This is a genomic window from Pseudoxanthomonas sp. J31, from assembly GCF_000510725.1.
GTDB lineage: Bacteria > Pseudomonadota > Gammaproteobacteria > Xanthomonadales > Xanthomonadaceae > Pseudoxanthomonas.
Genome location: NZ_AZNZ01000012.1, coordinates 27418 through 51250, shown reverse-complemented (window position 1 = coordinate 51250; position 23833 = coordinate 27418). Strand labels below are relative to the sequence as shown.

The following is a 23833-nucleotide window of genomic DNA, read 5'->3' as shown; positions in this document are numbered from 1 at the left end:
GGCTTACTCGGTGTGCAGCTCGCCGCCGGGCTTGAACACCCAGGTGCGGGTGACGTGCAGCACGTCGACCCCGTCATTGGTGTCCGGCAGCGGCGGGAACGGTTCGGCCAGGCGCACGATGCGCTCGGCCGAGGCGTCCAGCAGCGGGGTACCGCTGGAGCGCAGGATGCGGGTGCTTTCCACCGTGCCGTCGCGGCGCACGCCGACGCTGATCACCACCTGGCCGCCGAGGCGGCGGCGCCGGGCCTCGTCCGGGTAGTTGAGGTTGCCGATGCGCTCGGCGCGGTCCACCCAGGCGCGCAGGTAGTTGGCGTAGGCGTACTCGCGGGTGCTGGCGGAGACGAACTTGCGGGTCGGGCGCTTGGCGTACAGCTCCGAGCGCAGGTAGACCTCGGCCGCCAGCCGCGCCATCTCCGCGTCGCGCGCGGCCTTGGCCGGGCTGACCGGGTGCAGGGTATCTGCCTGCTCGCGCGGCTGCGGCTCGGGCACCGCGTCCTCGCCGCGGCGGCTGGCCACCACCCGGGCCTGGGTCTCCGGGGCCGGCGCCGGGTCCTGGCGCTGCTGCGGCAGTGGCGCCTCGCCCGGCTCGGCCCGTGGCACCGCGCCGGCCTGGCTGTCGCGCGGGCGCTGCGCACGGTCGTGCTCGCCGCCACCACGGTTGTTGGCCTGGGCCAGGAAGTCGGCCTGTTCCGGGGTCAGCTCGGTGCTGGTGTTGCTGAAGATCACGTCCAGGGTCGGCACCAGCGGGGCCTCGCCGCGGAAGGCGAAGCCCAGGCCCAGGATCAGGATCCCGTGGACCAGCGCCGACAGCACCAGGGTGGCGCTCAGGCGCTGCCGCTCCCCGATCCGCGGCGGTGCCACCTGGGCCGTGCTCATGCCGCCGGCCCGGCCTCGATGGCGTCGAACAGCAGCCCGGCGATGTTCAGGCCGAACTGCGCGTCCAGCTCGCGCACGCAGGTGGGGCTGGTGACGTTGACCTCGGTCAGGTAGTCGCCGATCACGTCCAGGCCGACGAAGCGCATGCCGCGGCGGCGCATCTCCGGGCCGACCTGGGCGGCGATCCAGCGGTCGCGCTCGGACAGCGGGCGGCCCACGCCGCGGCCGCCGGCGGCCAGGTTGCCGCGGAACTCGTCGCCCTGCGGGATCCGCGCCAGGCAATAGTCCACCGGCACCCCGTCGACCAGCAGGATGCGCTTGTCGCCGTCGGTGATCTCCGGGATGTAGCGCTGGGCCAGGGCCAGCTTGCGCCCGCCCTCGGTCAGCGTCTCCAGGATCACGTTCAGGTTGGGATCGCCGGCCTGGCTGAGGAAGATCGAGCGCCCGCCCATGCCGTCCAGCGGCTTGAGCACCACCCGGCCGTGTTCGGCGGCGAAGGCCTTCAGCGCGGCCGGGTCGCGGCTGATCCGGGTCGGCGGGCAGCACTGCGGGAACAGCTGGGCGGCAAGCTTCTCGTTGAAGTCGCGCAGGCCCTGCGGGTTGTTCACCACCTCCGCCCCGGCCGCGCGGGCGATGTCCAGGATGTGGGTGTCATAGAGGTACTCGCCGTCGAACGGCGGGTCCTTGCGCATCAGCACCACCTGGCCGGGGCCGAATGCCAGCTCGGCGTAATCGCCCAGCTCGTACCAGCCGGCCTTGTCGTCGCGCACCCGCAGCGGGGCGGCGGTGGCCACGGCGCGGCCGTCGCGCAGGCCCAGCCCGCCGGGGCGGACGTAGTGCAGGCGGTGGCCGCGCCGCTGCGCCTCCAGGAGCATGGCGAAGGTGGTGTCCTTGGCGATCTTGATCGACCCGATCGGGTCCATCACCACGACGACGTCCAGGGGCATTGGGGCGGGCCGCACACGTAGGGAAGGCAGGCCGGTGATGTTAGCCCATCGTCCGCGGCCGCGACCGGCCCGGGCGGCCCCGGCCCGCGCGGCGTGCCGGCGGTCGCGCCGCGCCGGTGACGCAGGTGCACAAACCCACGCCGGGCTTGACAGGTTTTCCCGGTACTGGGATATAGACACCCAAGCAGCGGTGCCGGGAATGAAGAAGCGCCGCGCGCAAGGGGAACCAGGGTAATGACTGACAACACGGCCCCAGCCGGGGCATTGGGTGGCCTGCGGGTACTGGTCATCGACGACTCAAAGACCATCCGCCGCACCGCCGAGACCCTGCTCAAGCGCGAGGGCTGCGAGGTGGTCACGGCCAGCGACGGCTTCGAGGCGCTGGCCAAGATCGCCGACCAGCAGCCGCAGATCATCTTCGTCGACATCATGATGCCGCGGCTCGACGGCTATCAGACCTGCGCGCTGATCAAGGGCAACCAGAAGTTCAAGTCGACGCCGGTCATCATGCTGTCCTCCAAGGACGGCCTGTTCGACAAGGCGCGCGGCCGCATCGTCGGCTCCGAGCAATACCTCACCAAGCCATTCACGCGGGAAGAACTGCTCGGGGCAATCCGTACGTACGTCAACGCCTGACCGGGGGGCAGGCAAAACATGGCTCGAATCCTGCTGATCGAAGATTCGCCGACCGATCGTGCCGTCTTCACCCAGTGGCTGGAGCGCGGCGGACACCAGGTCCTGTTCGCGACCAACGCCGAGGACGGACTTGAACTGGCACGCAAGCAGCTGCCCGACCTCGTCCTGATGGACGTGGTGCTTCCGGGCATGAGTGGTTTCCAGGCCACCCGCGCGCTCAGCCGCGACGAGGCCACCAGCAAGATCCCGGTGCTGATCGTCAGCACCAAGAGCATGGAGACCGACCGCGCCTGGGCCATGCGCCAGGGCGCGGTGGACTACGTGGTCAAGCCGCCGCGCGAAGAGGACCTGATGGCGCGCATCAACCAGCTGGTGGGCGCGGCCTGATGCGCACTCCGTTCGACATCCTTTCCGACTACGAGCGCCGCAGCCTGGCGCACGCGGTGCAGCTGCCGGCGCGCGAGCTGGGCCCGGAGACCTGGCGCGGCGTCGGCTACCGCATCGGCCGGCAGCGGCTGGTGTCGCAGTTCGGCGAGGTGGTCGAGATCATGCCGATGCCGCCGGTGACGCCCGTCCCCGGCGCGCAGCCGTGGCTGCTGGGCATCGGCAACCTGCGCGGCAACCTGTTCCCGGTCATCGACCTGAAGCTGTTCCTGGAAGGCGAGCGCACCGTCCTGCACGAGGGCCAGCGCGTGCTGGTCATGCGCCAGCAGGGCGGCGACGTGGCGCTGACCATCGACGAGCTGTACGGCCAGCGCGCCTTCAGCGAGGACCAGGCAATCGACCCGGCGCCGCTGGCCCGCGGCCGCTACGCCCACTTCGTCGAGCGCGCGTTCCACAGCGAGGGCGCGGACTGGGCGGTGTTCTCCCTGTCCAGGCTGGCCCGTACCCCTGAATTCAGGCAGGCCGCGGCGTGAGCGGCGGCCCCTCCAAGAATCCGATCGAGGCAATACGCGAATGAGCACTGCACCGGAATCCCCGAAGACCAGCCGCCTGGGTGGCGTGAGCACCGGGTTCTGGCTGGTCCTGCTGGTGCTGTCGGTGGTGGTGTTCGCCACCAACACCGGTGTGGCGACCTACCAGGGCAGCCGGCTGGCCGGCGCCAGCACCGGCGCGGCCGACCTGCAGGTGCTCTCGCAGCAGCTTGCCAACCAGGGCCGCGACGCGGTCGGCGGCAACGCCGAGGCGTTCACCGCCTTCCGCCAGACCCGCACCCGCATCGTCAGCACGGTGAGCGGGCTGCAGCAGCGCTTCGGCGGCGAGCCGGGCGTGGCCGCGCCGCTGCAGCAGCTGGGCCGCACCTGGAACCCGCTGGCCCAGCAATCGGCGCAGATCCTTGAGTCCGAGGAGGCGGTGCTGGCCCTGGCCGGCAACGCCGACCGCTTCGTCGGCCGCGTGCCGCAGCTGCAGGCGCAGCTGAACGAGGTGGTGCGCGCGATGACCGCCGGCGGCGCGCCCGCCGCGCAGGTGTTCAATGCCCTGCAGCAGGTCGTGGTCGCCGGCACCATGGCCCGCCGCGTCACCGAGATCCGCGCCGGCGGTCCCGGCGCCAGCGCCGCCGGCGACGCCCTGGCCCGCGACGCGGTGGTGTTCACCCAGGTGCTGACCGGCCTGATGGAGGGCAACGAGGAACTGGGCATCGCCCAGGTCCGCAACCCCGCCGCCCAGGCCGCCCTGCAGCAGTCGCAGGAACAGTGGAACGAGATGCGCAAGGACGTCGAGGCGATCCTGGCCAGCTCGCGCAACCTGTTCGCCGCGCAGACCGCGGCCGCCAGCCTGGTGGCCGGCTCGTCGCAGATGCTGGAGGACAGCAAGCGCGTGTTCGAGGCGTTCGCCGCCTTCGGTTCGGCCCGCGACACCCGCGTGTTCCCGAACTTCTGGATCGGCGTGGTTTCCGGCGTGCTGGCGCTGCTGTCGCTGATCGGCTTCGTGTGGAGCTCGGTGCGCAACCGCCAGCGCGAGCAGGAGCTGCGCTACCAGGCCCAGGTGGAGTTCAACAGCCGCAACCAGCAGGCGATCATGCGGCTGCTGGACGAAATCAGCTCGCTGGGTGAAGGCGACCTGACGGTGAAGGCCTCGGTGACCGAGGACATGACCGGCGCGATCGCGGACGCGATCAACTACGCGGTGGACGAGCTGCGCAACCTGGTGACCACGATCAACGACACCTCGGTGCAGGTCGCGGCCTCGTCCCAGGAGACCCAGGCCACCGCGCTGCAGCTGGCCGAGGCGTCCAACCACCAGGCCGAGCAGATCAACGCCGCCTCCCAGCGCATCGCTGAAATCGCGGCCAGCATCGAGCAGGTGTCGCGCAACTCCACCGAATCGGCGGAAGTGGCGCAGCGCTCGGTGGTCATCGCGGCCGAGGGCGCCGGCGTGGTGCGCGAGACCATCAACGGCATGGACCAGATCCGCGACCAGATCCAGGAGACCTCCAAGCGCATCAAGCGCCTGGGCGAGTCGTCCCAGGAGATCGGCTCGATCGTGGAACTGATCAACGACATTTCCGAGCAGACCAACATCCTGGCGCTCAACGCGGCCGTGCAGGCGGCAGCGGCGGGCGAGACGGGCCGCGGCTTCGCGGTGGTGGCGGACGAAGTGCAGCGCCTGGCGGAACGCACCTCCAACGCGACCCGGCGAATCGAAGGCCTGGTCCAGGCGATCCAGGCCGACACCAACGAGGCGGTCAGCTCGATGGAGCAGACCACCGCCGAGGTGGTGTCCGGTGCCCGCCTGGCCGAGGACGCCGGTACCGCGCTGACCGAGATCGAGCGCGTGTCCAACGCCCTGAACGAGCTGATCAAGAACATCTCGGTCGCCGCCCAGCAGCAGGCCGGCGCGGCCGCCGACATCACCAAGACCATGGAAGTGGTCCGCCAGATTTCCGCCCAGACTTCGCGGGGCGCGGGCCAGACGGCCGAATCGATCGGACACCTGGCGCAGCTGGCTGCCGACCTGCGCCGCTCGGTCGCCGACTTCAAGCTGCCTGGCTGATCAGATGGGCCTGACGGGGGATGATGGAATGAAGATGGCCCGGTATCCGCGCCTTGGCTGCCCGGCGGCATGGGGGCAGGCATGAGTGCGCTGCGCGACGCGATGAGCCACGCCGTACTCGGCTGGGTCAAGCCCGAGCTGGACGAGACCCTGCGCCAGGCGCGCGGGGAGATCGAGGCGTTCGTCGAGAACCCCTCCGACAGCAGCCGCATGCGCTTCTGCGCCGGCTACCTGCACCAGGTGCAGGGCACGCTGCGGATGGTCGAGCTGTACGCCCCGGCGATGGTCGCCGAGGAGATGGAGCTGCTGGCCCAGGCCCTGCAGCAGGGCGCGGCCAACGACCGCGACGAGGCCTGCGCCACCCTGATGCGCGGCACCGTGCTGCTGCCCGACTACCTGGAGCGCCTGCAGAACGGCCATCGCGACATCCCGATCGTGCTGCTGCCGCTGCTCAACGACATCCGCGCCGCGCGCGGTGCCGCCGGACTCAACGAGAGCGTGCTGTTCGCCCCGGACCTGAGCGCGCCGCTGCCGGCGCAGCTGCCGGCGCCCTCCGCGCTGCCGTGGGCGCAGCGCCAGGACCTGGTCGCCGCCGCCCTGCGCCGTTTCCAGGAAGCGATGCTGGCGTGGCCGGAGAACGGCGCCCCCGGCGACACCGCGATGCTGGCCGAGGCGACCGCCGAACTGCTGCGCAACGCCAGCCACGAGACCACCCGGCGCATGCTGTGGGTGCTGTCCTCGGTGACCGCCGCGCTGCGCGACGGCGCCCTGGCCGGCAACGAGAACCTGCGCGGCGCCTTCGCCGCCGCGCTGCGCGCGTTGCAGCAGGCCAGCGAGAACGAGGCCCTGCCGGCCGCCTCGCGCGGCGTGTCGACCCAGGAGCCGACCCGCCAGCTGCTGTACGCGGTCGCCTACGCGCGCACGCCGCACCCGGCGCTGGATGAACTGCGCCGCGCGTTCGACCTGGACGCGCAGATGCCCAGCGAGGCCGAGCTGGACCACGCCCGCGGCAGCCTGGCCGGCCGCAACCGCGACCTGCTCAACACCGTCGGCGGGGTGGTCAAGGAGGAATTGCTGCGGGTGAAGGACGCGCTGGACCTGCACCTGCGCACCGGCGGCGACGTCGCCGCGCTGCAGCCGCAGGCCGCCGACCTGACCCGGGTGGCCGACACCCTGGGCATGCTCGGCCTGGGCGTGGCCCGCGACGTGGTGCTGCAGCAGCGCGACGCGCTGCAGGCCATCGCCGCCGGCAACGCGCCGGCGAGCGAGGGCGCGCTGCTGGACATCGCCGGCGCGCTGCTCTACGTGGACGCCACCCTCGACGACCAGGTTGCCAGCCTGGGCGCGGGCGAGGAGGGCGCGGAGGATGCCGCCGCGGCCGAGGCCCGGCGCACGGTGGAGGTGCTGGCGCACGAGGCGCTGGCCAACTTCGCCGCTGCGCGCGAGGACTTCGTCGCCTTCATCGAGACCAACTGGGACCATGCCCGGCTGGAATCGGTGCCGCGCCTGCTGGAGGAAGTGGCCGGCGCGCTGCGCATGCTCGAGCTGGGCGAACCGGCCGATTACCTGGAAGGCGTGCGCCGCTACATCCTGACCGAGCTGATCGGGCGCCGGCGCGTGCCCAGCGGCCGCCAGCTGGACACCCTGGCCGACGCCATGGCCAGCCTGGAGTACTACCTGGAGGCGCTGCGCGACCGCCGGCCCAACCGCGCCGAGATCCTGGAGATCGCGCGCAGCAGCCTGGAAAGCCTGAACTACTGGCCGCTGCCGGACGCCCACGCCGCCGAGGCCCCCGCGGCCGCGGCGCCGGCGAGCACCCCGGCCGCCGCCGTGCCGCCGCCGCTGCCCGCCGCCCCGGAACCGGTTGCCGCCGCGCCGCAGGCGCCGGCCGCGCCGGCCGGCCTGGACTGGGATTCGGTCGAACTGTCGCCGGCCCCGGTCGCCGCACCGGAACCGGCCGATATCGCCGGTCCGGTCCGCGAAGTGCTGGAAGCTCCGGCGCTGGAGGTCGAACTGCCGCCGGTGGTGCCGCAGCCGCCGGCGATCCCGTCGCTGGGCGACGCTCCGCGCTTCGTCTACGACCCGGTGTCCGGCGAATACATCGCCGAAGCCGCCGCCGCTGCCCCGGATGCCGGTACCGCCGCGGTGCCGCCGCCGCTGCCGGCGGATGGGCCGCTGCCCGGCGCGGGCGAGCCGTTTGCCGTCGCCTCCGCGCCGGTGCCGGAAGCGCCGTCCCTGCCGGCCGGCGGCCCGCCGCCGCTGCCGGCCGACGAGGAGCCGGTGTTCGTCGCCAGCGCGTCCGAATCCGCGCCGGCCCCGACCGCCCCGGTTCCACCGCCGCTGCCGGAAGCGCCCGCCGTGGTGCCGCCGGCCGAGCCTGCCGCGGCCAGCCATGGCCAGTGGCTGGACCTGACCGTGCACATCCGTCCGCGCGTGCCGGCCGAGCCGCCGGCCGCCGAAGCCGCGCCGCCGGCGAGCGCGCCGGCCGCCCCGGCTGCTCCGCCTGCTCCGGCCGCTCCGGCTCCCGCCAGTGGCGAGGCCGCTCCGGCCGCCGGGTCCGTCGATCCGCTGCTGGCCGAGATGGCCGCCGCCGCCGCGGCGATCCCGCCGGCCTCGGTCGGTGCCGCCCCGGCCGTGCCACCGGCGCCGCCGGTGGTCGTGCCGGCCGCACCGGCACCTGCCGCCACCCGCAACGGCGGCTTCGACGACAACCAGGACATCGACGCCGACATCCGCGAAGTCTTCCTGGAGGAGTTCGAGGAAGAGCGCGGCAACCTCGCGCGCCTGCTGCCGCTGTGGCTGCGCGCGCCGGACGACCTGGAACGCCTGCGTCCGATCCGCCGCGTGTTCCACACCCTCAAGGGCAGTGGCCGCCTGGTCGGCGCCAGTGCCCTGGGCGAGTTCGCCTGGAAGATCGAGAGCATGCTCAACCGCGTGCTCGACGGCACCCGTCCGGCCAGCCCGGCGGTGGTCGCGATGGTGCAGCAGGCCACCGAGGTGCTGCCGCAGTTCGATGCCGCGCTGCGCGGCACCGGCGCGCTTGCCCTGGACCTGCACGCGATCGAGTCGGTGGCCGAGCGCATCGCCGCCGGCGAGGAAGCGTTCTACTCGATGCCGGCGCCGCCGGCGGCCGTGGCCACCGTGGTGGACGAAGGCACCCCGGCCTCGGTCGACAGCGTGCTGCGCGAGATCCTCGAGACCGAGGTCGCCACCCACCTGGAGACGGTGGACGCGTGGATTGCCGCCGCGCGCCAGGCGCCGCAGGCGGTCAACGATCCGCTGCTGCGCGCCATGCACACCATGAACGGCGCGTTCGCGATGACCGACGTGCCGGAGATCACCGCGGTCACCGACGCGGCCGAGACCTACATCAAGCGCGGCATCGCCGCCGGCCACGTGCCTTCCGCGGAGGAAGTGCAGACCCTGGCCGACACTGCGGCCACGATCCGCGCCTGCATCCAGGCGCTGCAGGCCGAGTCGCCGCGTATCCCCAGCTATGCCGCGCTGGCCGCGCGCCTGCGGGCGATGGCCGACACCCTGCCGGAGGCGCGCTGGTCGCAGCCGGAAATCCTCGAGGACGAAGCCGCGGCCGTGCCGGCGGCGCCGGATCCGTCGATGGAACTCACCGGCGTCGACCTCAGCGGCTTCCTGGTCGACGCGCTGGGTGGCGACGAGGCCCAGCCGGCCGCGGTCGATGCCGGCAGTGCCGCGCCCGCGGCACCCCAGGTGCCGGACTGGAACCTGGACGCCGCCGGGACGGCGGCCCCGGAAACCAGCGCCCCGGCCGTCCGGCAGTGGGAGGTGGAGCAGCCGCTCGCCGGCGCGGACGCCAGCGCCGCGTCCGATTTCGCCGGCGAGGCCATGCCGGCCGCGCCCGCGGGCAGCGAAGAGGCTGCGACCGATGCGGGCGATTTCAGCTTCGACTGGACCCCGCCCGAGGTCGCCGCGGAGCCCGCCGCCCCGGCGGCCGAACCGCCGGCCATCGCGCAGGCCACCATCGACCCGCCGGTCGCCGTGGAGCCGGCCATCGAGCCGGCGGCCGCGGACTGGAACCTGGAGCCGGTGGCCGACAGCGGCGCCGTGGAGCCGGCCGGCATTGCGCCGGTGGCGGAAGAAAGTCCCGCGCCGGCCGTCGACGACGCCTCCATGGCCGCGGCCGGGCCGGTGGCCGCGAGCCCGGACCCGGTGCTGGCGCCGCTGCACGAGGCCATCGAGGCCGCGCTGGAAGCGGCCGCGCCGGAAGTCCCTGCGACCGCAACCACTGCGGCCCCGGACGAGCCGGCCGCGGAAGCGCCGGTGCAGCCGGAGGTGGCCGAGGCGCCCGCGGTTGCTGCCGAGGCACCCGCCGCTGCCCCGGCACTGCCGGCGGAAACCGAGGGGGCGCCGGCCGACGCGCCGATGCTGGACTTCAGCGAGCTGGACCGCGACCTGGTCGACATCTTCGTCGAGGAAGGCGGCGACCTGCTCGACCACATCGACGCGCTGCTGGTGGAACTGCGCGCCGACAGCACCGCGCGCGAGGCGATCATCGGCCTGCAGCGCGACCTGCACACGCTCAAGGGCGGCGCGCGCATGGCCGGCATCGCCACCATCGGCGACCTCGGCCACGTGATCGAGTCGCTGCTGGAAGCGGCCGCCGAGCATCGCACCGAGCTGGGCCGCGGTGACGTGCAGCTGCTGGAACGCGGCTTCGACACCCTGCACCAGCTGCTGGTGCAGACCCGTGCCCACCGCGCCACCGCCATGCCGCACGCGCTGATCGCCGCATTCGAGGCGCGCATCCGCGGCGAGGCCGTGCCCGCGGTCGCGGACGACGTCCCGGCCGCTGCGCCGGCCGCCGCGGCGCCCGCCGAGGCCGCGCAGCCGCACGCCGAGGCCGCTCCGGCTGCCGCGCCGCAGACACAACCGCAGCCGCAGCCGCAGCCGCAGCCGGTGCATGTCGCCGCCGAGGTCCAGCTGGCCGCCACCGCCGCGGCGCTGCCGCCGCTGTCGGCCCCGGTGGACGAGGAAGCCGAAGCGCCGGCCGAGGAAGCCATCGCCCCGCGCGCCCCGCAGGAACAGGTGCGCGTGCGCGCCGACCTGCTGGACAACCTGGTCAACCACGCCGGCGAAGTGGCGATCTACCGCGCCCGCCTGGAGCAGCAGCTGGGTGCCTTCCGCGCGGCCATGGCCGAGCTGGACCGCACCAACGCCCGCCTGCGCGACCAGCTGCGCCGCCTGGACCTGGAGACCGAGGCCCAGATCGTCGCCCGCTACCAGCGCGAGCAGGACAGCGCCGACCCGACCTTCGACCCGCTGGAGCTGGACCGCTTCTCCACCCTGCAGCAGCTCAGCCGCGCGCTGAACGAGTCCGCGGCCGACCTGACCGGCCTGCAGGGCGTGCTCGACGACCTGGCCCGCCAGTACGACGTCCTGCTGCAGCAGCAGTCGCGCGTCAGCTCGGACCTGCAGGACGGCCTGATGAGCGCGCGCATGGTGCCGTTCGACAGCGTCGTGCCACGCCTGCGCCGCGTGGTCCGCCAGGCCGGCCACGACACCGGCAAGCAGGTGCAGCTGCGCCTGGACGGCACCCACGGCGAACTGGACCGCAACGTGCTCGACCGCATGGTCGCGCCGATCGAGCACATGCTGCGCAACTCGGTGGCGCACGGCCTGGAGACCCCGGCCGAGCGCGTGGCCGCGGGCAAGAGCGAGGAAGGCACGATCACCATCGCCCTGCGCCACGAGGGCTCGGAAATCGTGCTGCAGGTGTCCGACGACGGCCGCGGCCTGGACCGCGACGCGATCCGCCGCCGCGCCGAGCAGCGCGGCCTGCTCAAGCCGGGCGCGGTGCTCACCGACACCGAGCTGGATTCGCTGATCTTCGAGGCCGGCTTCTCCACCTCCGAGCAGGTCAGCCAGCTGGCCGGCCGCGGCGTGGGCATGGACGTGGTCCGCAACGAAGTGCGCCAGCTCGGCGGCACCGTGGAAATCCACTCGGTGGTCGGCCGCGGCGTGACCTTCACCCTGCGCCTGCCGCAGACCCTGGCGGTCACCCAGGCGGTGTTCGTGCAGATCGGCGAGACCACCTACGCGGTGCCAGTGGCCTCGGTCAGCGGCATCGGCCGGATCTCGCGCGAGCGCTTCGAGAGCGGCACCGGTGGCTACCGCTACGCAGGCGAGGAATACGCGCTGCACGACCTCGGCCTGCTGGTCGGGCAGGGCCCGGCCAAGGCCGAGGGCCAGGCCCAGGTACCGCTGCTGCTGGTGCGCGCCGGCGACCTGCGCGCCGCGGTGGCGATCGACCAGGTGGTCGGCAACCGCGAAATCGTGGTCAAGCCGGTCGGCATGCAGATCGCGTCGGTGCCGGGCATCTACGGCGCCACCATCACCGGCGACGGCCGCGTGGTGGTGATCCTCGACGTCGCCCCGCTGGTGCGCCGCCACCTGGCGCAGCCGCAGCGCCCGGCCGCCGAGGCCGAGGCGCAGCAGCAGCGCCACGTGCCGCTGGTGATGGTGGTCGACGACTCGCTGACCATGCGCAAGGTCACCGGCCGCGTGCTGGAACGCCACAACTTCGAGGTGGTGACCGCGCGCGACGGCATCGAGGCGCTGGAGAAGCTGGAAGAGCGCGTGCCCGACCTCATGCTGCTGGACATCGAGATGCCGCGCATGGACGGCTACGAGCTGGCGACCGCGATGCGCGCCGACGCGCGCTTCCGCGGCGTGCCGATCGTGATGATCACCTCGCGTACCGGCGAGAAGCACCGCCAGCGTGCGTTCGAGATCGGCGTCCAGCGGTACCTGGGCAAGCCGTACCAGGAACTGGACCTGATGCGAAACGTGTACGACCTGCTGGGGATCGCCCGTGCCCGCGACTGATTCCTCGAAGACGGTCGCATTGCTGGCCCGCCAGGGCGCGGCCCGGGAGCGGCTGCGCCAGGCGGTGGACGCCGCCGGCGGCAACGTGGTGCTGGAAGCCGACCCGGTCGAGCTGGACCTGGCCACCCTGGCCGGGATCGGCGCGCAGGCGGTGCTGGTGGCGCTGGAGCCGGCGGTGGAGGACGCGCTGGTGGCGCTGGAGCCGGTGCTGGAGTCGCCGGACCTGCTGGTGATCTTCGACGAGGCCGACCTGGCCGCGCGCCGCGACGGCTGGGAGGCGCAGCGCTGGATCCGCCACCTGGCGGCCAAGCTGCACGGCCACGACGACGTGCTGCCGCCCGGCCGCGAGCACGACATCGACTTCTCGGCGCAGCTGCAGCCCGGCCGCCCGGCTGCGTTGCAGCAGGCGCATGCCGGCATCGACGCGGACCTGGCGCTGGGTGGCGAAACCGTGGACCTGGCCCCGCAGCTGCCGCCGGACCTGCCGCCGCCGCTGCCCGCGGTGGAGGCGCCGCCGGCGCCCGCGCCGTGGGAGGACGGCAGCGCCGCCCTGGCCTGGGACGAGCCCGCGCCCTGGGAGCGCGCGGCCCCCGCGCTGGAGCCGGAGGCCCCGGCCGCCGCGCCCGCGGTGCCGCCGCCGCTGCCAGAGCCCTCGGCGTGGACCCTGGCCGACGACGCCCCGGCCACCCCGGGCCCGGCCCCGGCTGCCGCGCCGCCGCCGTTGCCGGACTTCAGCAACCTCTCGCTGGTCGAGCTGGAGCCGGTCGATACCGGCGCGCCGGTGGCCAAGGGTGCGGTGCTGGTACTGGCCGGCATCGGCGGCCCGGACGCGGTGCGCAAGCTGCTCGGCGCGCTGCCGGCCGGTTTCCCGCAGCCGGTGCTGGTGCAGCTGCGCCTGGACGGCGGCCGCTACGACAACCTGGTCAAGCAGATGGCGCGGGTCTCGCCCGTGCCGGTGGCGCTGGCCATGCCCGGCGACGCCGTGGCTCCGGGCTCGGCCTACGTGCTGCCCGACGGCGTGGGCGTGGAACCGGCCGGCAATGGCCTACGCTTCATCGACGCCGGCCCCGGCCACGAGCCGGTGGAGGCACTGCCGCCGACCGAGAGCGCGGTGCTGGTGCTCAGCGGCGCCGAGCCGGCGCGCATGGACGCGGTGCTGGCGCTGGCCGCGCGCGGCGCCTATGTCGCCGGCCAGGCGCTGGACGGCTGCTACGACCCCACCGCGGCCCGCATGCTGGAGGCCGGCGGCGCCCCGCTGGCCGCGCCGGCGATGCTGGCCAACCAGCTTGTGGCGCGCCTGGGCTGAGCCCGGCGCGCGGAGGAAGACCTGCAGATGGCATTCAAGAGCGACGAAATCCGCGGCGTCATGATCCAGTCGGGCCAGGAGCGCCTGCTGCTGCCCAATGCCACCGTGGCCGAGGTGCTGGCGCGGGTGGAGGTGCAGCCTCTGGAAGGCACGCCGGGCTGGCTGCCGGGCCATGTCGCCTGGCACGGCTGGGACGTTCCGCTGGTCGACTTCGCCCGCCTCGCCGGGCTGGGCGGCGATCCGCCGGGGCGCATCCGCGTGGTGGTGCTCAAGGCGCTGGGCGGCGACGAGGGACTGCCGTACTTCGCGCTGCAGACCACCTCGTTCCCGCAGCTGGTCTCGGTGCCGCGCGACAGCCTGCTGGCCGACGCATCCGAGGACGAACTGCCGCGCGGCGTGCAGATGCGCGTGCTGCTGGGCGAGCAGGGCGCGCTGCTGCCGGACCTGGAAGGCATCGAGCAGCTGGTGGTCGACGCCCTGGGCGCGATCGCCTGACCCTGGCGCCGGCCGTGGCCGGCGCATGCAGGGCACGCATGGAACCGGCCTCGCGCCGGTGTTTTTCCGTGTCCGGGTCAGAGGTCGCCGAAACGCGCCTGCAGCGCGGCGATCGCCGCCAGGCCTGCGGTCTCGGTGCGCAGCACCCGCGGGCCCAGGCGCAGGCCGCGGAAGCCGGCGGCGTGCAGCACCTCGCGGTCGCGCGGCGACCAGCCGCCTTCCGGGCCGATCGCCACCACCACCGTGTCCGTGTCCTGCAGCTGCAGCGAGGCCAGGCGGTGTTCGCCCTGCGGATCCAGCAGCAGGCGCAGGGCATTGCCCGGCAGCGCCGCGGCAGCCGCGTCCAGCGCCGCCGGCGCATGCACCTCCGGCACGCGCGCGCGGCCGGATTGCCCGCAGGCCGACCCGACCACGCTGCGCCAATGCGCCAGCCGCTTCTGCGCGCGCTCGGCGTCCAGCCGCACCTCGGTGCGCTCGCCGTTGACCGGCACGATCGCGGCCACGCCCAGCTCGGTGGCCTTTTGCAGGATCAGGTCCATCTTCTCGCCGCGGGCGATGCCCTGCAGCAGCACGATGCGCAGCGGCGACTCGTTGTCCACCGTGCTGGCCGACACCACCTCGGCGCTGACTTCGCGCTTGCCGACCGCGGCCAGGCGCGCCGCGTAGTCGTGGCCGTCGCCGTTGAACAGCACGCAGGGGTCGCCCTCGCGCAGGCGCAGCACCCGCGCCAGGTGGTTGCCGGCGTGTTCGGGCAGGACGACGGTGGTGCCGGGCTGCAGCGGCAGCTCGACGTGGCAGCGGGTCAAGCGCATGCGGTGGCCTCGGCGATGGCGGCGGCGGTGGTTTCGGCCAGCAGCTGCAGCTGGGCCTCGTCGATGCAGTAGGGCGGCATCCAGTACAGGATGTCGCCCAGCGGGCGCAGCAGCACGCCGCGCTCCAGCGCCGCGCGGTAGGCGTGCAGGCCGATCCGCAACGATGCGTCGAACGGCGTTTCGCGCACGCCGTCGCGTGCCAGTTCGAAGGCCACGACCATGCCGGCCTGGCGCACGTCGGCGACATGCCGGCTGCCGGCGCCCACCTGCGCGGCCAGGGTGGCCATGTGTGCGGCGGTGGCGCGGTTGTGCTCCAGCACGCCATCGCCTTCGAAGATGTCCAGCGAGGCCAACGCCGCGGCGCAGGCCAGCGGATTGCCGGTGTAGCTGTGCGAATGCAGGAAGGCGCGCTCGCGCGAGTCGTCGAGGAAGCCTTCGTAGATGGTCTGGCTGGCGAGCACGGCGGCCAGCGGCAGGAAGCCGCCGGTCAGGCCCTTGGACAGGCACAGCAGGTCCGGGGCGATGCCGGCCTGCTCGCAGGCGAACATGGTGCCGGTGCGGCCGAAGCCGGTGGCGATCTCGTCGGCGACCAGGAACACGCCGTTGGCGTCGCACAGCTCGCGCGCCCGGCGCAGGTAGGCCGGATGGTGCATGCGCATGCCGCCGGCGCACTGCAGGCGCGGCTCCAGGATCAGGGCGCAGATCTCGCCCGGGTGCTGGTCGAACAGGTCGGCCAGGGCGTCGGCCGCGCGCAGCGCGCACTGCTCGTCGCTCTCGCCGGGGCGGGCCATGTAGGCGTCGGGCGAGGGCGCGAACAGGGCCTCGGCCAGCAGCGGCGCGTACACCCGCCGGTACAGCGGGATGTCGCCCACCGCCAGCGCGCCCAGGGTCTCGCCGTGGTAGCCGTTCTCCAGGGCGATGAAGCGGGTGCGCGGCTCCTCGCCGCGGTTGCGGAACCAGTGGAAGGCCATCTTCAGCGCCACCTCCACTCCGGCCGAGCCGTTGTCGGCATAGAACACGCGCGACAGCGGGGCGCGGCCGGGCTGGCGCGGGGCGATGGCCAGCAGGCGCTCGGCCAGCTCGATGGCAGGGGCGTGCGAGAAACCGGCCAGGATCACCTGTTCCAGGCTGCGGGCCTGGCGGGCGATGGCCTCGGCAATGCGCGGTTCGGCATGCCCGTGCAGGTTGGTCCACCAGCTGCTGACCGCGTCCAGGTAGCGGCGTCCGTCGTAGCCGTGCAGCCACGCCCCCTCGCCGCGCTCGATCGGGACCAGCGGCAGCACGTCCGGATGCTCGCGCATCTGCGTGCACGGGTGCCAGAGCACGGCCAGGTCGCGTGCGCGCCAGGGCGCGTCCGCTGGCACCGGTGTCTCTGCTAGCATGGCCTGCTGATGAATACGTTCCTGCATCCGTCCATGATAACGGTCGCTCCCGGGCCGGATCGCGGAGCGTTGCCGTGAGCCGGCGGCTGCCTGTCATCCACGGCATCACCACGGAGGATGCCGGCCCGTACCGCCTGGAGCGGCTGGACCTGGAATTCTCCAACGGCGAGCGCCGGCGCTTCGAGCGCATGGTGCCGCGTGGCCCCGGCGCGGTGGTGGTGGTGCCGCTGCTGGACGAGGACACCGTGCTGCTGGTGCGCGAGTACGCCGCCGGCGTCAACCGCTACGAGCTGGGCCTGGTGAAGGGGCGCATGGATCCGGGCGAGACCCCGGAACAGGCCGCCAACCGCGAGCTGAAGGAAGAGGCCGGCTACGGCGCACGGCGCCTGGACGTGCTGCGCCAGCTGACCCTGGTGCCGACCTACATGGGCCACGTCTCCTGGCTGGTGCTGGCGCGCGACCTGTATCCCGAGCGGCTGCCCGGCGACGAGCCGGAGGAGCTGGAAGTCATTCCCTGGAAGCTGCAGGAACTGGACCGACTGATGTTGCGAGAGGATTTCTCCGAGGGGCGCTCGCTGGCGGCGCTGTTCGTGGCACGCGAGTGGCTGGCGCGGCGATGACCCGGATCACCGTCGACCTGCGCGAGACCGTCATCGCCATCGCCCGCCAGGCAGGCGAGGCGATCATGGAGATCTACCGGGAGGGCTTCGAGGTCACCCACAAGCAGGACGCCAGCCCGCTGACCGCGGCGGACATGGCCGCGCACCGGATCATCGTCGAGGGGTTGCAGCGCCTGACCCCGGAACTGCCGGTGCTGTCGGAGGAATCGGCGGAAGTGCCGTGGGAGGTCCGCCGCCTGTGGCAAAGCTACTGGCTGGTCGACCCGCTGGATGGCACCCGCGAGTTCGTCAAGCGCAACGACGAGTTCAGCGTGAACATCGCCCTGGTGGTGCAGGGCGCGCCGGTGCTGGGCGTGGTCCAGGCGCCGGTCGGCGGCCAGGTGTGGCACGCGGTGCGCGGCGAGGCGGCCTACCGCCGCGACGGCCAGCGCGACGAACCGCTGCGCGTGCGCTCCCCGGCCAGCGCGCCGCTGCGGGTGGCGGCCAGCCGCTCGCACCGCGACGCCCGCACCCAGGCGGTGCTGGACCGCATGGGCGAGATCGAGGAAGTGGCGCTGGGTTCGTCGCTGAAGTTCTGCCGCATCGCCGAGGGCCGGCTGGACGTGTACCCGCGCTTCGGCCCCACCTCGGAGTGGGACACCGCGGCCGGCCAGTGCGTGCTGCACGCCGCCGGCGGTGCGCTGCTGGCGGCCGACACCGGCAAGCCGTTCCGCTACAACCGGCGCGAGACCCTGCTCAACGGCGACTTCATCGCCCTGGGCGACACCGACCTGCCGTGGCAGCAGTGGCTTTGATCCGTCCGATGGGGCGCCGGTAACGGTCCGGCGCCGGTTGCGCCGGGTCGCGCCGCCTGCCGGGTTGCCCGGCCCGCGCGACCCGCGCCAGTCAGCTCAGCGATGCAGGTCGCCGGCGGCTTCGGGCTGGTAACGCACCGCGGTGACCCGCAGCCGCAACGGGCGCCCGCCCGGTGCCTGCCAGTCGATGCTCTGGCCCACGGACAGGCCAAGCAGGGCGGTGCCGACCGGGGCCAGCACGGAGACGCGGCCCTTCTCCACGTCCGCCTCGTTGGGATAGACCAGGGTGAGCACGTGCTTCTCGCCGCTGGCCTCGTCCTCGCACTCGACCTGCGAGTGCATGGTCACCACGTCCGCCGGCACCTGTTCCGGCGGTACCACATCGGCCCGGTTGAGCTCGTCCATCAGCGCGATCGCGGCGGGATGGCGGCTCAGGACCGGGGAGTCGAGCATGGCCTCCAGGCGGGCCATGTCGCGGGCGGAAACGATCAGCGAAGGGGGCAGGCCGCTGACGGGCTGGGTGGTCGACATCGGTATACCTCACGGTTGGGGCGCGCCGGGCGCGCATGAAGAAAAGGCGGGCGCGTTTCCGCATCCGCCTCGGGTCATCGGGTTTGTGCCTGCACCGTAGCCGGTAACAGGAATGGTTTCAAGCGCCCGCAGGCGCGGCGCCGGGGGTGTTCAGGCGCGGGCCGTGGTCCCGGCCGTGGCGGCAGGGGGCGCCGGCAGGCCGCACTGGGGCGCCAGCAGGTCCGGCGGCAGGTCGCCGACCACCGCCGCCAGCCGCACCAGGAAGCTGCCCATCGCCGAGCTGCGGCGCCAGACCATGGCCAGGCTGCGGCTGGGGTGGGAGTCGGAGAAGCCCAGCAGGTGGATGTTGTCCGACTGCGCCACCGGCGGCTTGACCGCCAGCACCGGCAACAGGGTCGCGCCGACGTTGGCGGCCACCATCTGCCGCAGGGTTTCCAGGCTGGTGGCGCGGAACCCGGTCTTCTCGTGCGCGCCGGATACCCGGCACACGTCCAGCGCCTGTTCGCGCAGGCAATGGCCGTCCTCCAGCAGCAGCAGGCGCTGCTCGGCCAGCTCGTCCAGGGTCACGTTCGCGCGCCGCGCAAGCGGGTGCTGCCCGGGCACTGCCAGCACGAACGGCTCCTCGAACAGGAACTCTGCGTGCAGCTGGTCGTCGTGCACCGGCAGGGCCAGGATCGCCGCGTCCAGCTTGCCCTCGCGCAGGCGCGCCAGCAGCTCGTCGCTCTTCTCCTCCACCAGCAGCAGTTCCAGGTGCGGGAAGCGCTCGAGCACGCGCGGCACCACGTGCGGCAGCAGGTACGGCGCCAGGGTGGGGAAGATGCCCAGCCGCACCGTGCCCGCTTCCGGGTCTTGGCTGCGGCGTGCCGCTTCCTTCATCTGCTCGACCTCGGCGACGATGCGGCGGGCGCGTTCGGCGGCCTCGCGCCCGGCGGGGGTGAGCATCACCTTGCGCGGCGCGCGTTCCACCAGCGGCACGCCCAGCTCGTCCTCCAGCTTGCGGATCTGGGTGGACAGGGTCGGCTGGCTGACGTAGCAGGCCGCGGCCGCGCGGCCGAAGTGCTTGTGATCGGCCAGGGCCACCAGGTATTTGAGGTCGCGCAGGTTCATCGCTTCGTTCCCGCCGGGGGACGGGCGGGCGGGGCCCGCCCGCCGCGTCAGGCGCCGACTTCCTCCGCCGGGATGGAGGCGGCCGGGGCCGAGGTGCGGATCAGGTGGTCGAACGCCGCCAGCGAGGCCTTGGCGCCCTCGCCGACCGCGATCACGATCTGCTTGTACGGCACCGTGGTGCAGTCGCCGGCGGCGAACACGCCCGGCAGGCTGGTCTGGCCGCGCCCGTCGACCACGATCTCGCCGCGTGGGCTCAGCTCCAGCGTGCCCTTGAGCCACTCGGTGTTGGGCAGCAGGCCGATCTGCACGAAGATGCCCTCCAGTTCGACGCGGTGGCTGTCGCCGCCGACACGGTCCTTGTACACCAGGCCGGTCACCTTCTGCCCGTCGCCGAGCACCTCGGTGGTCTGGGCGCTGGTGATGATGGTCACGTTCGGCAGGCTGCGCAGCTTGCGCTGCAGCACCTCGTCGGCGCGCAGCTTGCCGTCGAACTCCAGCAGGGTGACGTGGCCGACGATGCCGGCCAGGTCGATCGCCGCCTCCACGCCGGAGTTGCCGCCGCCGATCACCGCCACGCGCTTGCCCTTGAACAGCGGGCCGTCGCAGTGCGGGCAGTAGGCCACGCCGCGGGTGCGGTACTGGTCCTCGCCGGGGACGTTCATCTGCCGCCAGCGTGCGCCGGTGGCCAGGATCACCGTCTTCGACTTCAGCGAGGCGCCGTTGGCCAGCTTCACCTCGACCAGGCCGTCGGCGCCGGCCGGGACCAGGGCCTGCGCGCGTTGCAGGTTCATCACGTCCACGTCGTACTCGCGCACGTGCTGCTCCAGCGCGGCGGCCAGCTTCGGGCCCTCGGTGTACTGCACCGAGACGAAGTTCTCGATCGCCATGGTGTCCAGCACCTGGCCGCCGAAGCGCTCGGCCGCCACGCCGGTGCGGATGCCCTTGCGCGCGGCGTAGATCGCCGCCGCGGCACCGGCCGGGCCGCCGCCGACCACCAGCACGTCGAACGGGGCCTTCTGCGCGATCTTCGCCGCCTCGCGCGCCTCGGCGCCGGTGTCGAGCTTGGCCACGATCTCCTCCAGGCCCATGCGGCCGTAGGCGAACAGTTCGCCGTTGAGGAACACCGCCGGCACCGACATCACCTGGCGCGCTTCGACCTCGTCCTGGAACAGGGCGCCGTCGATGGCCACGTGCCTGATGTTCGGGTTCAGCACCGCCATCAGGTTCAGCGCCTGGACCACGTCCGGGCAGTTCTGGCAGGACAGCGAGAAATAGGTCTCGAAGCTGAACTCGCCTTGCAGCGACTTCACCTGCTCGATCACCTCGGCCGCGGCCTTGGACGGGTGGCCGCCCACCTGCAGCAGGGCCAGCACCAGCGAGGTGAACTCGTGGCCCATCGGCAGGCCGGCGAAGCGCAGGCTGATGTCCTGGCCGGGGCTGGTGATGGCGAAGGAGGGCTTGCGCTCGGCGTCGTCGCGGCGCACCTCCAGGCTCACCTGCGGCGACAGGCCCTCGATGTCCTGCAGCAGCTCGAGCATCTCCTTCGAGCTGTCGCCGTCGTCGAGCGAGGCGACCAGGTGCACCGGGCGGGTCAGGCGTTCCAGGTAGGCCTGCAGCTGGGTCTTGAGGTTGGCGTCCAACATCGGGGCGACTCCGGGAAGTGGAAAGTGGGTCCGGCGGCGGGCAAGCCGCCACCGTGGCGCCCGCCGCGGCGGGCACCCGTGGATGGGGAAGTGGACCGGAGCCGACGCGGCCTGCGTGGCGTGCCGCGGCGCGGCGGCTGCGTGGGATGCGATGGCTCCGGTCCACTCCCCCGCCTTGGGCAGGGGAGGGATGCCCCGGCGCGGGCGCCGGGGCGGGTACGGCCTTAGATCTTGCCGACCAGGTCCAGCGACGGAGCGATGGTCTTGGCGCCCTCCTTCCACTTGGCCGGGCAGACCTGGCCCGGGTTGGCGGCGACGAACTGGGCAGCCTTCAGCTTGCGCAGGGTCTCGGAAACGTCGCGGGCGATGGCGTTGTCATGGACCTCCATGGTCTTGATCACGCCTTCCGGGTTGATGATGAAGGTGCCGCGCAGGGCCAGGCCCTCTTCCTCGATGTGCACGCCGAAGGCGCGGGTCAGCTGGTGGGTCGGGTCGCCGACCAGCGGGAACTGGGCCTTGCCCACAGCCGGGGAGGTCTCGTGCCACACCTTGTGCGAGAAGTGGGTGTCGGTGGTCACGACGTAGACCTCGGCACCGGCCTTCTGGAACTCGGCGTAGTTGTTGGCGGCGTCCTCGACCTCGGTCGGGCAGTTGAAGGTGAAGGCAGCCGGCATGAAGATCACGACCGACCACTTGCCCTTCAGGTCGGCATCGGTGACTTCGATGAACTCGCCGTTGCGGAAGGCATTGGCCTTGAAGGGCTGGACAGTGGTGTTGATCAGGGACATGGGTCCTCTCTCGGTTGGGGTGAAAACTGAGACGCCATGCTAGGCGCTCTTGATAGACAGGGCAAATCAATTGAAAGGATTGGATAGATAGGTTCCATCTATCGAAACCGGAGAATTCCTCTCCTGAATCATCAAGCTTGGCAATTCCCCTTGCCCTGCTTCATGGTGGCGCGATGGAACAAACCCAAGCTCCCACCCCCAGGACCCTGTTGCAGGAGGCCGCCGGCCGGCTGCCGCGCGAGGATGCCGAGCCCCTGTTGCTGCATGCATTGCAGCAGGACCGCGCCTGGCTGTTCGCCCATGGCGACGATCCGGTCCGGGCGGACCAGGCCGGGGCCTATCGCGCGCTGCTGGCGCGCCGCCAGGCCGGCGAGCCGGTGGCCTACCTGACCGGGCGCCGCGGCTTCTGGACCCTGGACCTGGAAACCACCCCAGACACCCTGATCCCGCGCCCGGAAACCGAGCTGCTGGTGGAGCTGGCGCTGGAACGCCTGCCGGCCGACGAGCCGGTGCGGGTGGCCGACCTGGGCACCGGTACCGGTGCCATCGCCCTGGCCATCGCCAGCGAGCGGCCGCTGGCGGCGGTGGTCGCCACCGACGTGGCCAAGGCCACCCTTGCCGTCGCGGTGCGCAACGCCCAGGCCAATGGCATCGGCAACGTCTGGTTCCGCCGCGGCGACTGGTGCCAGGCCCTGGGCCGCGACCGCTTCGACCTGGTGGCCAGCAATCCGCCGTACATCGCCGAAGGCGATCCGCACCTGGCCCGGGGCGACCTGCGCCACGAGCCGCCCCGCGCACTGGCTTCCGGGCCCGACGGCCTGGATGCGATCCGCATGATCGTGGCCACCGCCCCGGCGCACCTGGTCCCCGGCGGCTGGCTGCTGCTGGAGCACGGCTGGGACCAGGGCGCGGCGGTGCGTGCGCTGCTGGGGCAGGCCGGCTTCGTGGAAGTGGCCACGGTGCAGGACCTGGAACAGCGCGACCGGGTCAGCTACGGGCGCCGTCCCGGCTGAGGCGGGGCGCGCGCGGGACGCCCGATACAATGGGCGCTTTCCGCCGCAAGGAATCCGCATGCGCAGCCTGTATCCCGAGATCGAACCGTACGCGACCGGCACCCTCAAGGTCGACGGCCGCCACGAGCTGTACTACGAAGAGTGCGGCAACCCGGAAGGCAAGCCGGTGGTGCTGCTGCACGGCGGCCCCGGCGGCGGCTGCAGCCCGAAGATGCGGCGCTTCCACGACCCGGCGAAGTACCGCATCGTGCTGTTCGACCAGCGCGGCGCCGGCCGTTCCACCCCGCACGCCGACCTGGTCGACAACACCACCTGGCACCTGGTGGCCGACATCGAGAAGCTGCGCGAAAAGCTCGGCATCGAGCGCTGGCAGGTGTTCGGCGGCAGCTGGGGCTCGACCCTGGCGCTGGCCTATGCGCAAACCCACCCGCAGCGGGTCACCGAGCTGGTGCTGCGCGGCATCTTCATGCTGCGCCGCTGGGAGCTGGAGTGGTTCTACCAGGAAGGCGCCAACCGCCTGTTCCCGGACGCCTGGGAGCACTACGTCAAGGCGATCCCGGAGGTGGAGCGGCACGACCTGATCTCCGCCTTCCACCGCCGCCTGACCAGCGAGGACGAGGCCACCCGCCTGGCCGCGGCCAAGGCCTGGAGCGTGTGGGAAGGCGCGACCAGCTTCCTGCACATGGACCCGGACTTCGTCACCAGCCACGAGGATCCGCGGTTCGCCCTGGCTTTCGCCCGGATCGAGAACCACTACTTCGTCAACGGCGGCTTCTTCGAGGTCGAGGACCAGCTGCTGCGCGATGCGCACCGCATCGCCGACATCCCCGGCGTGATCGTGCATGGCCGCTACGACGTGGTCTGCCCGCTGCAGAATGCCTGGGACCTGCACGGGGCCTGGCCGAAGGCGAAGCTGGAGATCACCCCGGCCTCGGGCCACTCGGCGTTCGAGCCGGAGAACGTGGACGCGCTGGTGCGCGCCACCGACGCCTTCGCCTGAGGCGAGGCATCCGCGCGTCCGGCCGCTT

General features: G+C 72.7%; 19 protein-coding genes. 11 read left to right on the top strand and 8 right to left on the bottom strand.

Annotated elements, in window-relative coordinates; genetic code table 11:
- Window positions 1-3: 3 nt before the first annotated feature.
- Entirely contained in the window at window positions 4-876 is an 873-nt protein-coding gene (locus PSEJ31_RS0112790; RefSeq protein WP_028915671.1) for an energy transducer TonB, read from the bottom strand.
- A complete protein-coding gene (gene gshB / locus PSEJ31_RS0112785; protein WP_019398635.1) occupies window positions 873-1823 on the bottom strand; it encodes a glutathione synthase in 951 nt (316 codons plus the stop codon). The genes PSEJ31_RS0112790 and gshB overlap by 4 nt, the downstream gene beginning before the upstream one ends.
- A gap of 234 nt (window positions 1824-2057) precedes the next feature.
- Between gshB and pilG the strand changes: the two genes are divergently transcribed.
- The 7 genes from pilG (at window position 2058) to PSEJ31_RS0112750 (ending at window position 14115) form a co-directional block, all read left to right on the top strand.
- Window positions 2058-2459 (top strand): twitching motility response regulator PilG, encoded by a 402-nt coding sequence (pilG, locus tag PSEJ31_RS0112780; protein ID WP_013536059.1) that lies wholly within the window; start codon window positions 2058-2060, stop codon window positions 2457-2459.
- Window positions 2460-2477: 18 nt separating this feature from the next.
- Entirely contained in the window at window positions 2478-2846 is a 369-nt protein-coding gene (locus PSEJ31_RS0112775) for a response regulator (RefSeq protein ID WP_028915670.1), read from the top strand.
- A complete protein-coding gene (locus PSEJ31_RS0112770; protein WP_019398632.1) occupies window positions 2846-3376 on the top strand; it encodes a chemotaxis protein CheW in 531 nt (176 codons plus the stop codon). The genes PSEJ31_RS0112775 and PSEJ31_RS0112770 overlap by 1 nt, the downstream gene beginning before the upstream one ends.
- Before the next feature lie 40 nt (window positions 3377-3416).
- Window positions 3417-5453: a methyl-accepting chemotaxis protein gene (locus PSEJ31_RS0112765; RefSeq protein WP_028915669.1), complete on the top strand. Its 2037-nt coding sequence runs from the start codon at window positions 3417-3419 to the stop codon at window positions 5451-5453.
- 81 nt (window positions 5454-5534) lie between these two features.
- The gene (locus PSEJ31_RS17280) at window positions 5535-12314 is read left to right on the top strand and encodes an Hpt domain-containing protein (RefSeq protein WP_051403741.1); all 6780 of its coding nucleotides are present in this window, start codon (window positions 5535-5537) and stop codon (window positions 12312-12314) included.
- On the top strand, window positions 12301-13620 hold the full coding sequence (locus PSEJ31_RS0112755) for a chemotaxis protein CheB (protein ID WP_028915668.1): 1320 nt from the start codon (window positions 12301-12303) through the stop codon (window positions 13618-13620). The genes PSEJ31_RS17280 and PSEJ31_RS0112755 overlap by 14 nt, the downstream gene beginning before the upstream one ends.
- A gap of 27 nt (window positions 13621-13647) precedes the next feature.
- Window positions 13648-14115 carry a chemotaxis protein CheW gene (locus PSEJ31_RS0112750; protein WP_019399634.1) on the top strand — a complete coding sequence of 156 codons (468 nt, stop codon included), beginning with the start codon at window positions 13648-13650 and terminating at the stop codon, window positions 14113-14115.
- 77 nt (window positions 14116-14192) lie between these two features.
- Here PSEJ31_RS0112750 and PSEJ31_RS0112745 read toward each other — a convergent pair whose 3' ends face one another.
- Together PSEJ31_RS0112745 and bioA are read right to left on the bottom strand one after the other, a co-directional pair.
- The gene (locus PSEJ31_RS0112745) at window positions 14193-14927 is read right to left on the bottom strand and encodes a 16S rRNA (uracil(1498)-N(3))-methyltransferase (RefSeq protein ID WP_028915667.1); all 735 of its coding nucleotides are present in this window, start codon (window positions 14925-14927) and stop codon (window positions 14193-14195) included.
- The gene (bioA, locus tag PSEJ31_RS0112740) at window positions 14918-16336 is read right to left on the bottom strand and encodes an adenosylmethionine--8-amino-7-oxononanoate transaminase (RefSeq protein ID WP_028915666.1); all 1419 of its coding nucleotides are present in this window, start codon (window positions 16334-16336) and stop codon (window positions 14918-14920) included. Before bioA ends, PSEJ31_RS0112745 begins: the two co-directional genes overlap by 10 nt.
- Before the next feature lie 47 nt (window positions 16337-16383).
- Between bioA and nudE the strand changes: the two genes are divergently transcribed.
- Complete coding sequence (nudE, locus tag PSEJ31_RS0112735; protein WP_019399637.1) at window positions 16384-16929, top strand: ADP compounds hydrolase NudE; 546 nt, start codon at window positions 16384-16386, stop codon at window positions 16927-16929.
- On the top strand, window positions 16926-17723 hold the full coding sequence (cysQ, locus tag PSEJ31_RS0112730) for a 3'(2'),5'-bisphosphate nucleotidase CysQ (RefSeq protein ID WP_019399638.1): 798 nt from the start codon (window positions 16926-16928) through the stop codon (window positions 17721-17723). The genes nudE and cysQ overlap by 4 nt, the downstream gene beginning before the upstream one ends.
- A 96-nt stretch (window positions 17724-17819) precedes the next feature.
- Here the strand turns inward: cysQ and rnk are convergent, their stop codons facing one another.
- From rnk to ahpC, 4 genes are all read right to left on the bottom strand, one after another.
- Window positions 17820-18254 (bottom strand): nucleoside diphosphate kinase regulator, encoded by a 435-nt coding sequence (gene rnk / locus PSEJ31_RS0112725; RefSeq protein WP_028915665.1) that lies wholly within the window; start codon window positions 18252-18254, stop codon window positions 17820-17822.
- 150 nt (window positions 18255-18404) lie between these two features.
- Complete coding sequence (locus tag PSEJ31_RS0112720) at window positions 18405-19361, bottom strand: LysR substrate-binding domain-containing protein (RefSeq protein ID WP_028915664.1); 957 nt, start codon at window positions 19359-19361, stop codon at window positions 18405-18407.
- A gap of 47 nt (window positions 19362-19408) precedes the next feature.
- Window positions 19409-21004 carry an alkyl hydroperoxide reductase subunit F gene (gene ahpF / locus PSEJ31_RS0112715; RefSeq protein ID WP_028915663.1) on the bottom strand — a complete coding sequence of 532 codons (1596 nt, stop codon included), beginning with the start codon at window positions 21002-21004 and terminating at the stop codon, window positions 19409-19411.
- Window positions 21005-21228: 224 nt separating this feature from the next.
- Window positions 21229-21792, bottom strand: a complete 564-nt coding sequence (ahpC, locus tag PSEJ31_RS0112710; RefSeq protein ID WP_019399642.1) for an alkyl hydroperoxide reductase subunit C — start codon at window positions 21790-21792, stop codon at window positions 21229-21231.
- Between the two features lie 173 nt (window positions 21793-21965).
- Here ahpC and prmC point away from each other — a divergent pair, with 173 nt between their 5' ends.
- Window positions 21966-22805 carry a peptide chain release factor N(5)-glutamine methyltransferase gene (gene prmC / locus PSEJ31_RS0112705; RefSeq protein ID WP_028915662.1) on the top strand — a complete coding sequence of 280 codons (840 nt, stop codon included), beginning with the start codon at window positions 21966-21968 and terminating at the stop codon, window positions 22803-22805.
- Between the two features lie 58 nt (window positions 22806-22863).
- On the top strand, window positions 22864-23805 hold the full coding sequence (gene pip / locus PSEJ31_RS0112700; protein ID WP_028915661.1) for a prolyl aminopeptidase: 942 nt from the start codon (window positions 22864-22866) through the stop codon (window positions 23803-23805).
- The last annotated feature ends 28 nt before the right edge of the window (window positions 23806-23833 follow it).

Bases quoted from the DNA above. Each gene is read 5' to 3' on its own strand.
- PSEJ31_RS0112790 (WP_028915671.1), bottom strand. From the start codon at position 876: ATGAGCACGGCCCAGGTGGCACCGCCGCGGATCGGGGAGCGGCAGCGC.
- gshB (WP_019398635.1), bottom strand. From the start codon at position 1,823: ATGCCCCTGGACGTCGTCGTGGTGATGGACCCGATCGGGTCGATCAAG.
- pilG (WP_013536059.1), top strand. From the start codon at position 2,058: ATGACTGACAACACGGCCCCAGCCGGGGCATTGGGTGGCCTGCGGGTA.
- PSEJ31_RS0112775 (WP_028915670.1), top strand. From the start codon at position 2,478: ATGGCTCGAATCCTGCTGATCGAAGATTCGCCGACCGATCGTGCCGTC.
- PSEJ31_RS0112770 (WP_019398632.1), top strand. From the start codon at position 2,846: ATGCGCACTCCGTTCGACATCCTTTCCGACTACGAGCGCCGCAGCCTG.
- PSEJ31_RS0112765 (WP_028915669.1), top strand. From the start codon at position 3,417: ATGAGCACTGCACCGGAATCCCCGAAGACCAGCCGCCTGGGTGGCGTG.
- PSEJ31_RS17280 (WP_051403741.1), top strand. From the start codon at position 5,535: ATGAGTGCGCTGCGCGACGCGATGAGCCACGCCGTACTCGGCTGGGTC.
- PSEJ31_RS0112750 (WP_019399634.1), top strand. From the start codon at position 13,648: ATGGCATTCAAGAGCGACGAAATCCGCGGCGTCATGATCCAGTCGGGC.
- PSEJ31_RS0112745 (WP_028915667.1), bottom strand. From the start codon at position 14,927: ATGCGCTTGACCCGCTGCCACGTCGAGCTGCCGCTGCAGCCCGGCACC.
- bioA (WP_028915666.1), bottom strand. From the start codon at position 16,336: ATGCAGGAACGTATTCATCAGCAGGCCATGCTAGCAGAGACACCGGTG.
- cysQ (WP_019399638.1), top strand. From the start codon at position 16,926: ATGACCCGGATCACCGTCGACCTGCGCGAGACCGTCATCGCCATCGCC.
- rnk (WP_028915665.1), bottom strand. From the start codon at position 18,254: ATGTCGACCACCCAGCCCGTCAGCGGCCTGCCCCCTTCGCTGATCGTT.
- PSEJ31_RS0112720 (WP_028915664.1), bottom strand. From the start codon at position 19,361: ATGAACCTGCGCGACCTCAAATACCTGGTGGCCCTGGCCGATCACAAG.
- ahpF (WP_028915663.1), bottom strand. From the start codon at position 21,004: ATGTTGGACGCCAACCTCAAGACCCAGCTGCAGGCCTACCTGGAACGC.
- ahpC (WP_019399642.1), bottom strand. From the start codon at position 21,792: ATGTCCCTGATCAACACCACTGTCCAGCCCTTCAAGGCCAATGCCTTC.
- prmC (WP_028915662.1), top strand. From the start codon at position 21,966: ATGGAACAAACCCAAGCTCCCACCCCCAGGACCCTGTTGCAGGAGGCC.
- pip (WP_028915661.1), top strand. From the start codon at position 22,864: ATGCGCAGCCTGTATCCCGAGATCGAACCGTACGCGACCGGCACCCTC.